This is a genomic window from Paenibacillus sp. FSL K6-1318 (assembly GCF_037976905.1).
GTDB lineage: Bacteria > Bacillota > Bacilli > Paenibacillales > Paenibacillaceae > Paenibacillus > Paenibacillus amylolyticus_A.
This window is the reverse complement of record NZ_CP150270.1, coordinates 3,946,834-3,959,627: the sequence shown is the minus strand read 5'-3', so window position 1 is coordinate 3,959,627 and position 12,794 is coordinate 3,946,834. Positions and strand designations below refer to the sequence as shown.

The following is a 12,794-nucleotide window of genomic DNA, read 5'->3' as shown; positions in this document are numbered from 1 at the left end:
GAAAGTGGTGATAAATTTGTGAGCAGGAAACAGAATCCGAATCGAAAGAAAGCATATTTCGGAACGCTCGAAACACCACGGAGCATTCTAAATAACGACATTTTTAAATTCCTGGCGGGTTAAGTGGAGATCCGGTTGAACTAAGGAGGTATAAACGATGATTGAAACAATGTATCCGGCAGCTGTCAATAGTAGGCAGACGGAGCTGGCGACAGACATTGACGATACTCAGACCAGTTTCACGGTGCTGGACGGTTCGGTATTACCTCCTGCGCCTAACCAACTGGTGCTTGATCCAGCTAACGAAAACGCAGAAACAATACCTGTATACCGAGAAGACAGGGAATGTGCTTACAGGTGTAACCAGAGCGTTTGAAGGAGTAGCTCAGTCATGGGGAGCAGGGACAAGGGTTGCCCGACTTTTCTCGGCTTATGATCACAACACATTCAAGGCCAACATTGAGGACTTGGATAATCGTTTGGGCAACATCCCTGCGCCACAGGATGCATCCCTAACACAAAAGGGGATTGTGCAACTCTCCAATGCTACTGGATCAAGTAGCGATACAGAAGTGGCAACGCCAAAGGCTGTTAAGAATGCTTATGATATTGGATTAGCTGCACAAGCCATCATCAATAATAGAGACGGTTACGGAACAACAACGAATAGCGGAAATGTCTATACGGTCGCACTAACTCCGGCACCGGTTGCTTATGTGGACGGTCTAAGAATTACGGTTAAGATTAACGCCGCGAATACTGGTCCAGTGTCCATAAACGTGAACGGGCTTGGCGCCAAAAGTGTGCTGAAATCAAATGGTAGTGACATGACCGCCAATGCGTTACAGGCAAACTCAGTATATTCATTTGTCTATAACGGAACGGCTTTTATCTTACAGGGTGAAGGGGGTGAGTATGGGACGGCGGTAGCGTCCGATGTTTTGTCGGGAAAAACGATCGGTACAGATGAAGGGATTGTTTCTGGAACGATGGTAAACCAGGGTAGCATCGGAACGAAAAATCTTACCTTTCAAAACGATAGTTATACAATCCCGGCGGGTTATCATAACGGTAGTGGTAAGGTTGTATCGACTTACGAAGCCGGAAGGACTGTTCAAGAGTCAAGTAATGTTTCATTGGGCAATGGAGCCAAAGTGTATGCTAACCTAAACGGAAAACAGTGCGCTCAAATATCTGCTAACCTTGGCGGTTATACAGGAGGTGGTTGGTCGATCCGCTATAATGGCACAGAAAATTACTGGATGGTCTAACGCGGCTTGGGTAGTATCTGCAGCAGATGGAAGCATCCAAATAATACTGGTTCATCTGCTACGATATCCAGATTCTTTGCTACATCAGTAGCATAAGAAAGTAAGTTGAAATGGAATGGATGAGTGGATAGACAATAATTTTCAAACAATAAACCAAAACGAGTTACTGCTTAAAACTAGTCCTGAATATGTAATGGCTATACCCCGAGATAATTTTATTGAAATGTTTGGAGAGGTTATATCTGAGGCATTGAATCAGAATATAGATGTTAAAGAAGCGATCCGAAGAAGCGATCCAGAAAATAATTTAGGTTTTAATGACTTGATTTAAACAAAAAAGAGGGCTGAGGTGAATCTCAGCCCTTTCCATTTTTACTTAATTAGGCCAGCAGCTATTAGTTCAGCGCGATCCAGTAAAATGGAACCTTTATATTTAGTGAAAGTTACTGTCTTACCTTTGGAAGTGGCTACAGATTTATGTTCATGTTCTTTTAGTCCAGTTGCATTCACGGAGAATAACTTAGTTTTGTTGTTGATCACGTCGTAAATATTCTCGTTTTCTTCTTGGGGTTCAACTTCATAGCCGGTTTTAGAAGAAAAGTCAGCAAGTGATATCCAGTTGTTAAGGTTACCATCTTTTGTGGTGAAGGTTATAGTTTTATTTTTGAAGCTAGCGTTATATCCGAATAATGAACCAGCTTCACGCAATTGAATGTAGGTATTCCCTTTATAGATGATTTGGTTAGCTGAAAGTTGTTGAACTTGACCGCCAAGAACAATGTTGTATTTTGTTAGTGTTGCCTTAATAGAAGGTGCGGTGGCTGCTGAAGCCAGAGTTGCTGAGCCGATGAGCATTCCAATAGTAAGACCTGCAATTAATTTTTTCATTATGTATCATCCTCCAAAAATTAGTTGTCTAAAACATATTACCCACTTATCGCAATAATGACATGGGGAGATAGAATTATTTTTTGGTGTTTACATTTAAGATCAAGATTAAGAAATCGTGTATTTTACATTATTGACTAGTAAAATGAGACTTCCGACATATCTAAATTTTTAGCCTGAAAGTAGCAACTCAGATTCAAAAGTTTACAAACCTTAAGAAGTTGAAAATATGATCTGGGTGAAAGCAATGCAGACATGGAGCAAAACGGGAAAATCGTGCAACAGGCGTTCCGACATCGGAGCGCTATTTTTATGTCTGATTTCAGACCATTTAACAACTTATGAGCTAGATCGTATAGACATAATAATAACAAAATGGAGGAATTAAACATGCCAATTGAAACTACCGTTGCCTTTGGGAAATGAAAGTGTAAGTCGAGTAGGTATTAATGCCATCTTTGAGAAGATTGATGAGGGAGTAGCTACCCGCGAGGAAGTTGGGACATTACTAGAATTAGTAAATGAATTGGACATTCCGGATGCATCGTTAACTCAGAAAGGTAAAGTGAAGTTATCGAACAAAACAAACGGAATATCCGAATCCGAAGCGCCAACTGAAAAGGCACTTGGAGAGGTTATGACGGCAGCTCAATCAGCGCAAGGGATCATCAATAATCGTAATGGATACGGAACAACCACTAATAGTGGAAATGCATATTTAGTTACTCTTACTCCTGCACCCACAGCATATGTAGATGGCCTTAGAATCACGATCAAAATTAACGTTGCTAATACTGGTGCAGTAACCATTAACGTAAACGGACTTGGTGCTAAAAGCGTCCTTAAATCAAACGGTAGCGCCATTGCTTCCAATGCATTTCGGGTGAACTCGGTATATTCGCTGGTTTACAATGGCACAAATTTTATCTTACAGGGTGAAGGGGGGGAGTATGGAACTGCAGTAGCAGGGGATGTCAGGTCAACTAAGACAATCGGAACGGACACGGGCTTATTAACCGGGAAACTCATAACAAGGAATACATCGCCTACAATTATCGTCCCGAACGGAGCAGCACAAAATTTAAATCCTGGTATATATGATTTTCCAATAACTTTATCAGCAGGTGCTTCATACGCTTCTGGAAATTCTACTTCATCCTCTTCTTGGATGTATCCTATAACTGGATTTCAAGATACTTATTTTTATATTACTGTAACAGGTTTAGGATTCAGACCTAATCGCGTTATTCTTAAATTTTTTTACGGTTCTGGTAATTTCATTTATGTTTCCATGGGAACTTATGATTACGCTACTAAGAATGGTGCACCGACAGTTGGAGGTACAAATTTCAATTATATTACTGTAGGTGCAGAAGTAAATGAAGTGCCCAACCGAGGTTTCGTTCGTGTCCATGAATTCAGTGGAACAACCCTACCATCTACCGGGTTTGCTATGACAGACAATTCCTTTAGACTCCCCGTATTCAGCAGTTCGGTAAATGTAAGTTGGGAAGCATTTAAAGTATAAGGGGGATAATTATGCAGATTGGAATGAGGGTTTACTACGAAAAACAAACAGGAAATGTAATATTAAACACAGGTGAACGAACTGGAGATGTCGTGGAGACAACACAGGAACAAGATTTCGCAGCATATTTCGAATTGAAGGAAAGTGTACCAGAAACGGTTGGTATGATTAAGCTGGAATACGGTGAATTTACAGCAGATTATGCAGAGGGCGGGGTTATTACTCAGATTGATTTGGACACGCTGGAACCGCTGCTTACTTATCCTGAACGAGTAGATACAGAGACTCCGCTGGAACCCGTCCAGCGCTCAGTAAACAAGTGGAAGTTTTGGCGCAGGACAACGCACTCTTGAAAGCTTAGAGCAATTGTTTAAGTCAGCACAGATTCAATATTTCAATATATCCCTAATATAATTATATATTTTTAATTACTCTAATCGACTGATTTCTATAAGACAGTAAAGGTGGAATAATATGAATTTAAAAAAGACGTTGACTTCATTGCTCGCTCTTATTATAATGTTTTCGATTTCTGCTTCAGTATTTGCAGATGGTTCGGATGTTAGACCTACCGTGCTGGGATCGCTGATACTAGAGAGAACGCCCTATAATACATTCCAAGTAATTATAGTCTATTTCTTTCGGATATCAGTGATAAAGATTGGTATAACTGGACCAACACCAGAGCTGGCAGATTCAAACTTGTTATCTACAACGACAAGGACAAAATATAAAATTTAGAATGGAAATCGAAATGGTTCATAAGGATGGTACTGTAACATCTAGATTATACGCGTACATTAGAATCTTTATGTTCCAGAAGGCGCGCAACAGTTTATGCTGTAATTGACTCTACGGAATTCATCGCTCAAGGTCAGTATACATTTATATTGGATGCATACTAGGGCGTGTCTTCAAACTGATTAAATGGTAATAGATGGGTTAATTATATTAAATGAATACACGATACGAAATTCACGAAAGACAATGGCAGCTAATTCAAGATTTGTTTCCACCTGAACGAAAACCACAAGGAGGACGTCCCGCAGTGGACAATCGGATCATGTTAAACGCAATGCTATGGGTAGCTCGTTCAGGTGCCCCTTGGCGTGATATACCAGACCACTTCCCCAATTGGAAATCCGTCTATACCCGCTTTCGACGCTGGCAGCAAGCGGGTATTTGGGATGAAGTACTAAAACATGTTTCCCTAGATTCTGACGAGGAAAGTGTAATGATTGACGCCACGATTGAGCGAGTTCACCAGCATGGATCAGGCGCAAAAGGGGGCAAAGCAAGCAAGCGATCGGACGTTCCCGAGGTGGATTAAGTACGAAAATTCATGCGGTAGTTGACGCGTTAGGAAATCCACTTCGCTTCGACTTGACCGGAGGCGAAGCGCATGACTCCGTCCAAGGTTTCAACATCCTTAAAAGCATGAAACTGACCCGGAAGCAAGTCCTGGCCGACCGAGCGTATGATACGAATGCCATTCGGGCCTTTTTGAAGGAACAACAGGCCATACGGGTGATTCCCGGAAAGAAAAATCGCCGAATGACCCTAAAATATGATCGGGATGTCTACAAAGAGCGCCATTTGGTGGAATGCTTTTTTAATAAAGTAAAGAATTATCGTCGTTTAGCGACTCGTTATGATAAATTAGCGTGTACATTTAAGTCTTTTTTGGCCTTGGCATCCATTATGGTGTGGCTTGCTTGAGTTTGAAGACACGCCCTAGTAAAATGAGATAATAGCCCTCGAAGATATTCGAGGGTTTCTTGCATTTGAATTAATGTATTAAGCCAGGGAAGTGGGCTTTTGAAATTGATGAATCAAAACTAAATATCTTCCTAAAAAACATGCTCCGTTTTGGAAGGTGTTTTTTAATGCCATGGATTTATGAAAGGGGCTAAGGTCGTGTTTAACCGAGGAGCTTTTAACCGTATGACCTTTAACCGCCAAATATCCGTATTCGTCTTTGGCAGGGCAGTTGCTGACATATCTGGTTCTGCTGTCGCTGCGGCAACGATGGAAATGACGGGTTCGGCGGTTATGGATGTCAATGCGGGAGCGGCAGGGGATTTTGTTCGTGAAATCTCTTTTGCGGCTGTTATGGATGTAGCTGCTGGCACCAAGGCGGATTTCATTCGAGAGGATTACCAAACGGGCTGTAATGGAAGTTGGTTTTGGGACAGTCGCTAAGGGGAGTCGGTACCACGTGGAATTTCTTGAGTTCACCGGCCCATTCAAACCAGGTGACCAAGTTATAATTGATGCCAATACGTATAAAATCACGAAAAACGGAGTGAATGCTTCACATTTACTTGAAGGTGATTTCTTTGACTTAAATCTTGGAGAAAACAATCTCACATGGACAGATCCTGAAACAGTTAGAAACGTTCTGATCCGTGTTACACATAGAGACAAATTCCTGTATTAATTGAGGTGTGATATGCCTGACCCGACAATGAAAGTGTTTGATAAAAACATCCGGCGTGTAGGTACGTTGGTTGATAGTTCAGATATACAACGAAGAAGACGCATTAACAGTGACTACGAGGTAACATTTATGGTCCCAATGACCTCAGATGATTACCGCGAAAAAATAGCAATCAAAGGCCACGTTCAAGATGAGCGTGGCCAATTTTATGTCATTCAGTCCAGGAGCCGGTCACGTGAAGGTCGGAAGCTGATGGCTTCAATCTATTGCAACCACATTATATTCAAACTGAATGACTTCAAGTTTCCGTACTCGTCATATATTGATGAAGCTTATGGCGTACATCTCAACGAACTAACGGAGTTAATTACAAAAGCTACAGGCGGTAGATTCACATTCGTTATCCACGATACGTTTGATTTACATGACGTTAAGGATTTCGGACGGGGAACTTGTCTTGAAGCCCTGAACCGAATTGTAGAGATGTACGAATGTGAGGTTGAACCTGACAATTAACCTCAAGAAGAGAATCGGATCTGATAATGGCTTGCAGTATAGGTTCAAGAAAAACATCGTATCCAGTTCCTTCAAGGACAAAGGGGAGTCCCTTGTTACCCGGATGTATGCTCAAATGAAGGATGGTCGGACATTCATCGGTATGGATGCATCCTTATTGACTGACCTGGAGCGCAGTCTACTATCGAGCGTACCTGGAGCAATTGTGAATGGAAAGCTGGCGGTCAATTATCTCATATCTACTTTTGCACAGTACTGGGCGAGTGATTCGGTTCCATTTTACGATGGAGAGATCATCGAACAGGATATTGAGGAAGCAGAGGACTTGCTGAAGGCTACACGTAAGACGCTGCTTGAGCAAGAGGTTGTTTCTCTGGAGGCAACTATATCCACGGCAGACTTGTTCAAAATCGATCACACTGAACCTAAACCTCATTTAGGTGATGATGTCATGCGTATCGACCCGGACATGGGTATGAACCGATTGAAAGCTCGTATCACTGAACTGACAGAGTATCCATACAGTTTGGACAAGCATGCTGAACCAACGATCTCCAATCTGAACTTGAGGGACTACGATGATATTATCAGTGACCTTGAGCGGAATAAGAATATCACGAACAACCTATTTTCAAACGGGAAGATCCGGACGGATGTTTTTGAATCATTTGCAAAACAAGCAGTCTTTGACATCAACAACAGTAAAAACTGAACTCATCTATCCACCAGAAGGCGGGATATTGGCTCAAGAGAAAACAAATCCACTGGAACAAGTCAGACTGACATCTAAAGGGATAGGGATATCTACAGATGGTTGGAAGTCAATACGTGCTGTTATAACAGCTAGAGGTGTTGTTGCGGAGCAGGTTATAGGCCAACTTGGTAACTTTGTTTCCATGTTAATCGGAAATGGTGAGGACATTGTACAAATCAACACTAAGGGCATTGCAGCTGGAGCATCTTCGTTTAATAACGCGCCTTTTAGATTAAACATGAAAGGCGATTGGAGTTTTTTTGGGTGATTATGGAAAGAATGCAGCCATCGCATTAAGCGCCTTGTTAACGGCAATTAATACTTGGGAAGCTTTTAAAACTTATCGTGAGAGGGCTATACACGAGAGGATAAATGTTAATAAGCTATTCAAATTAGAAAGAGACATTAGATTATATATGGAGGGGAATGAAGAGTTAAAATTAGAGGATTACGAGTCATATAAAAAACTGTTTGACCAATTACATGAAGAATACACCGAAGCAAGAAATGTAATTGACTCTAAGAATAATGGGAGTGCAAATACAAAGTCAGACGAACAAAGTTAAGAGGTGAACAGTCCTGATGACCGATGAGGTTATCAGGACTGTTTTGTTTATATATAATTTAATTACTCAACGTGTTCTGCTCTTAATTGCCTGTGACTTAAAGGATCAGCAATCATTTAATGTAATTGTGTATAATAAATTGAATGAAAATTTATAATTAGGAGTTGCTATATGTCTGAAAGAGACCAAAGCTTTAGTGCTGATAGAATTGAGAATATTAGTCAACAAATTCAATCTGGAGCACAGTATGAAAACCCAACAATAGAGTTAAAGCGTGAATTCTGGAATGTATCGACAGACGATGGTAAAGTCGAGTTTGCGAAAGATTTAACTATTATGGCAAATTCACAATACGGTGCTGGAAATATTATAGTAGGGATCGATGGCCAAACTGGTGAGTTACACCACACTATAGCTCCGACTGATTTTGCAAACTTAGCAAATATAATTAACCGCAAAGTATTAGAGCCTTTTACGGTAGAGTTTTTTGAAATTCAGGTGCAGAACAAAAATATTATAGTTGTTCATATTCCTCATTCTTATAATAAGCCGCACATGCTTAGAGAAGACAAGAAGCAGAGAGAAATGTTCATTCCTGTCCGGAAAGGAACCAGAACACGAGCCGCAGACAAATACGATCTTGACCAAATGTATGCTGAACGTGAAAAAATTGTAATTCCTCCTTATCGTCTAGAACTTTTTGTCGGCGGGGATACTCTTCTAATAATGCCTCAGTCAAGTCGACATGAAACTTCTTGGAATGGCTTAATAAATATTATTAATACAGGCTCAAGATTAAATATTGTTACAGCTGGAAGCTTAGTGATATATATCAATGATGAAGAGTTTTCAAGATTTGCACTTACAGCTTTCCGGATACAAGGAGTCTCTGGAGATTGGGAGACATTAAGTCAAGGTGATTTACTAAAGATATCAGAAAATGATGCAAAAAGAGTTAATTTGAAATTCCAGATACCATCTAATGTCCAATTTTCTAAGGTCACCGACAGGATTAATTCGTACTCAGCTCGACTTACTTTAATTGATATTAAAGGTAATGAATTTTCTTTGGACGATATTCGTCTTAGAAACTACAATGCCTAGTCTTTTCGAATGGGTATTTTTTTCATGGTATATCGAACCTACATTCGCATTTGATAGATAAAAGCAAATGAATGTTCTTGTTTTGGAGGGGCGAATATGCTAGTGAAATATTTAGTGCGCTTTGTTGAGGTTATAGATGATGAGAATCAAAGCAAGAGAATTACGAAGGTAAAAGCAAACTATCAGGCTTGATCAAATCGGATGATCTTGTTCTAGGCAGCCACGTGTATTCAGGGAAATCCTTGCTGCTGGCATGTCATCCGATTAAGATAACATTCAAGTTAACGTAAGCTATAGTGATAGAATTAGAAAATACTACATGGTATATTTATCCTGCTACTAAAATCATGGGAGGATAAAATGAAGAAAATTGTGTTATGGAGCCTATTAGGGTTATTTTTGTTCGGGGCAGCCATTCAGATCACAGGCGACTTTGCTCCGCTTATTTTAGCTCTGATATTGGCTTATTTCGGTTACAGAAAGTTTAGTTCCAAAAAGAAAATGTCAAATAAACTTAGCAAAGGTTCAATTGCACTGTTCTTATTATCTGGCTTCTTTCTATTACCTTTGTAGCAGTTATGTCTGCTCCAAATGAGCCGAATCAAATGGCAAAAAATGAACCAGCGTCAAGTGCTGCTGTAAAAGATAACAATACGGTACCATCCGCAACTTTAAATGAAATCCAAGAGGTAGTAGCCACTACTGCTGATGTTAATGACAAGTCTGAAGAAGAGACTTATACCGGAAAAAAAGACAGACCGAATTCCAGTGAACTTTATCGAAGGTACAGATGGTGACACCTTCAAAGTATTACTTGATGGTAAAGAAGAGAAGGTACGATTGCTACTGGTGGACACGCCTGAGAATGTTAAACAAGGAACCCCAGTTCAACCGTTCGCCAAAGAAGCATCTAATTTTACATTGGCTCAATTGAAAAAAGGGAATCTCACTTTGGAACTAGATGTATCTGAGCGTGACAAGTACGGCCGCCTTCTGGTGTATGCCTGGGTAGGAGATAAGATGTTAAATGAGCTGTTGTTGGAAAAAGACTATGCCCGAGTCGCTTACATATATCCACCTAACGTAAAGCATGTAGACCAGTTTGAAAAGATCCAGGTGAAAGCTCAAAATCAGGATTGGAATCTGGAGCATTGAGAATTACGTACAAGAGGATGGATTTGATGTGGCCGCAGCTAATAAATTCACTGCTGAAAGGCAAGAAACGATAACCAAAAAAACAGAATCCCGTAGTAGCTCCAGCACGACTAAATCAACAACATCGACTCCGAAAAAGGAGACTGTCCCTAAACCATCATCCGAGGTATACTACAAGAACTGTACTGCGGTAAGAGCAGCTGGGGCAGATCCAATCTATGAGGGAGAACCAGGGTACAGTAGGAAACTTGATCGTGATGTAGATGGAGTTGCATGTGAGAGATGAATCATTCCTTAAATAGGGTGTTAGAGCATGTCTAGAAGATACGGTAACTATAAATATAAATAGGATTTTTATCTCCCAATCCAACGTATCAGTTTGACACGTCCTTGAGGATTCGTAATATCTTATGGGTACAAAGAAACTAAAGGCCCTGCTAGCTTATCGTTGGCAGGGAGTAGACATTTCCCGTGATCGGTTTGAGTTTAGGGTACAAAAATAGAGCAGGAGGGATAACCTCACTGCTCTTTTATATTTTTCTAATTAATGTATTCAAAGTCTACTACATTTTTTGAATTTTCATTGATGAATTCTATCGCCTCAAGGTAATATGGATTTCTTATAAGTTGAACATAATCCTCGGGCACATCGTGGCGGGTTTCCTCTTCAACCTCAAATCCACCATGTACTAAAACAGTTGTGTTACCACAGCTCATATTAATGATAAATTCTCCTTCATCAAACTCATCAGGACTACGATCTCCATTAGGAATTCTTAACAAATCAATTTTGTGGTCTAATTCATTTTGTAAATCAACCCAATCACTCGATACACCATTAGCTTCGAAAACTCGTTGCATTTTTTTGGCATATGCTGTGTTCATAATTACTCCTCCTTTTGCTTAGCTTGATTTACGACGATAATCATTTTGTCATCCGGTTTGATTATGTTGTTGTCTACTTCATACATTATCTCTTGCATAGTTTCATTTACTCTTTGGAAATCGTCAGTTCCTTTCAAGTAAGAAGGGCTACGTCTTCCTGAAACCACTCCGTTATACACCATTTGTACTTTGTAAACATAGTGAGGTGTTTCGTCCCAATACTCAAGTCCGTATGACACTTTAAATTGTGTTCCTGGAGCGTGTCCAGTTGCATCTACAAGTCTTGCTTTTTGAGGATAATAAACCTTTGGCATAGTACACCTCCTTCATAGCTACAGATAATTATAACCCAAGGTTCCTATAGGAACAACGGGAAAAATATAAAATAAAAGCCGACTTTGTGGTATTATCCCCTTTTAGTAGACAAGAGAAAAAAGACATCTGTTAAGATGGACTTAATCTTGTCAAACGAAGGGGATTTTTTTCATGGCTAAAAAAGGACAAACTTTCCGGCGGTACTCCTTGGAATTGAAATTGGAGGCGGCCCGGCTGGTCAACGAGGAACATATGAGCATACGTGAAGTAGCGACACGTTTAAATATTCAAAATAAATCTCAGGTACAAGTGTGGGCAGCAAAAGCGAAACAGGGAATGAGTCTAGAACCTGCTGCATCCAAACGGGGACGCCTTAGAACCAAGTTTTCTAGTATGGAAGAAGAGATGGCATACTTGCGGGCGGAGATTGAATACTTAAAAAAGCAGTATCCAAATCTACACAAGGAGTGACGAGTAAAGATGCCAGATTTCAAATCATAGAGGACCTACGAGCACGCCATCGCCTGGTTTGGCTCTTGAAGTTAGCTGCGGTTTCCCGTTCGGGCTATTACAAGTGGAGAAAAAGCAGACAGGCGACAAGCGAACGTAGACAAAAGGATCATGCATTGGAATCGCATCTGCTTGCCATCCATCGCGTTCATCCCTACTTTGGTTACCTTCGAATGACGGTAGCTTTACGGAGAGAAGGTCTTCGGGTCAACCACAAAAAGGTGTACCGATTAATGAAACAATTAGGCATCTGCTCTGTCATTCGAAAGAAACGTCGATTCTTTGGAAAACAAGTTTCTGTGGTGAACCCGAATCGGCTAGAGCGCCAGTTTCAGGCGGATACACCACGAACGAAGCTGGTTACCTACATTACCTATATTCGTGCTGGAGAACATTTTGTGTACCTCTCTGTCGTTCAGGATTTATACAATAACGAAATTGTAGCGTGGCATCTTTCTGAACGAAATGACCTCGCTTTGGTTCATGACACGTTGGATAGACTCTGTCAGCATGTGGATCTGAGTGGCGTAATTCTGCACTCGGACCAAGGATTTCAATATACCTCGAAGCCATTTAACCGTAAACTGAAACAACTCGGCATCCTAGGCAGTCACTCCAGGCGTGGGAATTGTTTAGATAATGCCTGTATCGAGTCGTTCTTTTCTCATTTGAAGACTGAGAAAATTTATTTGAATAAAGCGGCAAACAAAGCAGAGGTTGAAAAGCAAATAAGCGAATACATATTGTTTTACAACCAAAACCGATTTCAGAAAAAACTAAACGACCGTTCCCCGGTAGAATACCGGAAAACGGCCGCAGCTTAAATCTTGTCTTTTTTTGTATTGTCTACTTGACAGGGTTA

Annotated in this window: 19 protein-coding genes and 2 pseudogenes; 18 read left to right on the top strand and 3 right to left on the bottom strand. The window is 40.6% G+C overall.

Features of this window, described 5'->3' with window-relative positions:
• Positions 1–157 precede the first annotated feature (157 nt).
• The 3 genes from NYE45_RS17400 (at position 158) to NYE45_RS17390 (ending at position 1,602) form a co-directional block, all read left to right on the top strand.
• Positions 158–376, top strand: coding sequence for a hypothetical protein (locus tag NYE45_RS17400; RefSeq protein WP_340013390.1), 219 nt, complete (start codon positions 158–160; stop codon positions 374–376).
• Complete coding sequence (locus NYE45_RS17395; RefSeq protein ID WP_340013389.1) at positions 291–1,271, top strand: phage tail protein; 981 nt, start codon at positions 291–293, stop codon at positions 1,269–1,271. The genes NYE45_RS17400 and NYE45_RS17395 overlap by 86 nt, the downstream gene beginning before the upstream one ends.
• 115 nt (positions 1,272–1,386) lie before the next feature.
• On the top strand, positions 1,387–1,602 hold the full coding sequence (locus NYE45_RS17390) for a hypothetical protein (RefSeq protein WP_340013388.1): 216 nt from the start codon (positions 1,387–1,389) through the stop codon (positions 1,600–1,602).
• 41 nt (positions 1,603–1,643) lie between these two features.
• Here the strand turns inward: NYE45_RS17390 and NYE45_RS17385 are convergent, their stop codons facing one another.
• A complete protein-coding gene (locus tag NYE45_RS17385) occupies positions 1,644–2,159 on the bottom strand; it encodes a hypothetical protein (RefSeq protein ID WP_340013387.1) in 516 nt (171 codons plus the stop codon).
• 397 nt (positions 2,160–2,556) lie between these two features.
• Between NYE45_RS17385 and NYE45_RS17380 the strand changes: the two genes are divergently transcribed.
• The 14 genes and pseudogenes from NYE45_RS17380 to NYE45_RS17315 form a co-directional block, all read left to right on the top strand.
• Complete coding sequence (locus NYE45_RS17380; RefSeq protein ID WP_340013386.1) at positions 2,557–3,687, top strand: phage tail protein; 1,131 nt, start codon at positions 2,557–2,559, stop codon at positions 3,685–3,687.
• 11 nt (positions 3,688–3,698) lie between these two features.
• Entirely contained in the window at positions 3,699–4,040 is a 342-nt protein-coding gene (locus tag NYE45_RS17375; RefSeq protein WP_340013385.1) for a hypothetical protein, read from the top strand.
• 602 nt (positions 4,041–4,642) lie between these two features.
• A complete protein-coding gene (locus NYE45_RS17370) occupies positions 4,643–5,017 on the top strand; it encodes an IS5 family transposase (RefSeq protein ID WP_340013384.1) in 375 nt (124 codons plus the stop codon).
• The gene (locus NYE45_RS17365; protein WP_340017394.1) at positions 4,960–5,406 is read left to right on the top strand and encodes an IS5 family transposase; all 447 of its coding nucleotides are present in this window, start codon (positions 4,960–4,962) and stop codon (positions 5,404–5,406) included. Before NYE45_RS17370 ends, NYE45_RS17365 begins: the two co-directional genes overlap by 58 nt.
• 225 nt (positions 5,407–5,631) lie before the next feature.
• The gene (locus NYE45_RS17360; protein ID WP_340013383.1) at positions 5,632–5,889 is read left to right on the top strand and encodes a hypothetical protein; all 258 of its coding nucleotides are present in this window, start codon (positions 5,632–5,634) and stop codon (positions 5,887–5,889) included.
• A 16-nt stretch (positions 5,890–5,905) separates the two neighbouring features.
• The gene (locus NYE45_RS17355) at positions 5,906–6,127 is read left to right on the top strand and encodes a hypothetical protein (protein ID WP_340013382.1); all 222 of its coding nucleotides are present in this window, start codon (positions 5,906–5,908) and stop codon (positions 6,125–6,127) included.
• 12 nt (positions 6,128–6,139) lie between these two features.
• Positions 6,140–6,643, top strand: a complete 504-nt coding sequence (locus NYE45_RS17350) for a hypothetical protein (protein WP_340013381.1) — start codon at positions 6,140–6,142, stop codon at positions 6,641–6,643.
• A 31-nt stretch (positions 6,644–6,674) separates the two neighbouring features.
• Complete coding sequence (locus NYE45_RS17345; RefSeq protein WP_340013380.1) at positions 6,675–7,355, top strand: phage tail protein; 681 nt, start codon at positions 6,675–6,677, stop codon at positions 7,353–7,355.
• Complete coding sequence (locus tag NYE45_RS17340) at positions 7,297–7,665, top strand: hypothetical protein (RefSeq protein WP_340017455.1); 369 nt, start codon at positions 7,297–7,299, stop codon at positions 7,663–7,665. The genes NYE45_RS17345 and NYE45_RS17340 overlap by 59 nt, the downstream gene beginning before the upstream one ends.
• Positions 7,658–7,963, top strand: a complete 306-nt coding sequence (locus tag NYE45_RS17335; protein ID WP_340013379.1) for a hypothetical protein — start codon at positions 7,658–7,660, stop codon at positions 7,961–7,963. Before NYE45_RS17340 ends, NYE45_RS17335 begins: the two co-directional genes overlap by 8 nt.
• Before the next feature lie 171 nt (positions 7,964–8,134).
• Positions 8,135–9,067, top strand: coding sequence for an ATP-binding protein (locus NYE45_RS17330; RefSeq protein WP_340013378.1), 933 nt, complete (start codon positions 8,135–8,137; stop codon positions 9,065–9,067).
• A gap of 360 nt (positions 9,068–9,427) precedes the next feature.
• Entirely contained in the window at positions 9,428–9,640 is a 213-nt protein-coding gene (locus tag NYE45_RS17325; RefSeq protein ID WP_340013377.1) for a hypothetical protein, read from the top strand.
• A gap of 141 nt (positions 9,641–9,781) precedes the next feature.
• Complete coding sequence (locus tag NYE45_RS17320; protein WP_340013376.1) at positions 9,782–10,222, top strand: thermonuclease family protein; 441 nt, start codon at positions 9,782–9,784, stop codon at positions 10,220–10,222.
• Positions 10,223–10,379: 157 nt separating this feature from the next.
• Positions 10,380–10,508: pseudogene (locus NYE45_RS17315) on the top strand (excalibur calcium-binding domain-containing protein); the annotation flags it as partial.
• Between the two features lie 254 nt (positions 10,509–10,762).
• On the opposite strand, the gene NYE45_RS17310 reads toward NYE45_RS17315, so the two are convergent.
• On the bottom strand, positions 10,763–11,107 hold the full coding sequence (locus NYE45_RS17310) for a hypothetical protein (RefSeq protein ID WP_340013375.1): 345 nt from the start codon (positions 11,105–11,107) through the stop codon (positions 10,763–10,765).
• Positions 11,108–11,109: 2 nt separating this feature from the next.
• Positions 11,110–11,421, bottom strand: a complete 312-nt coding sequence (locus NYE45_RS17305; protein ID WP_340013374.1) for a hypothetical protein — start codon at positions 11,419–11,421, stop codon at positions 11,110–11,112.
• Positions 11,422–11,593: 172 nt separating this feature from the next.
• On the opposite strand from NYE45_RS17305, the pseudogene NYE45_RS17300 reads away from it, so the two are divergent.
• Positions 11,594–12,756 (top strand): annotated as a pseudogene (locus NYE45_RS17300) (IS3 family transposase).
• Positions 12,757–12,794 lie beyond the last annotated feature (38 nt).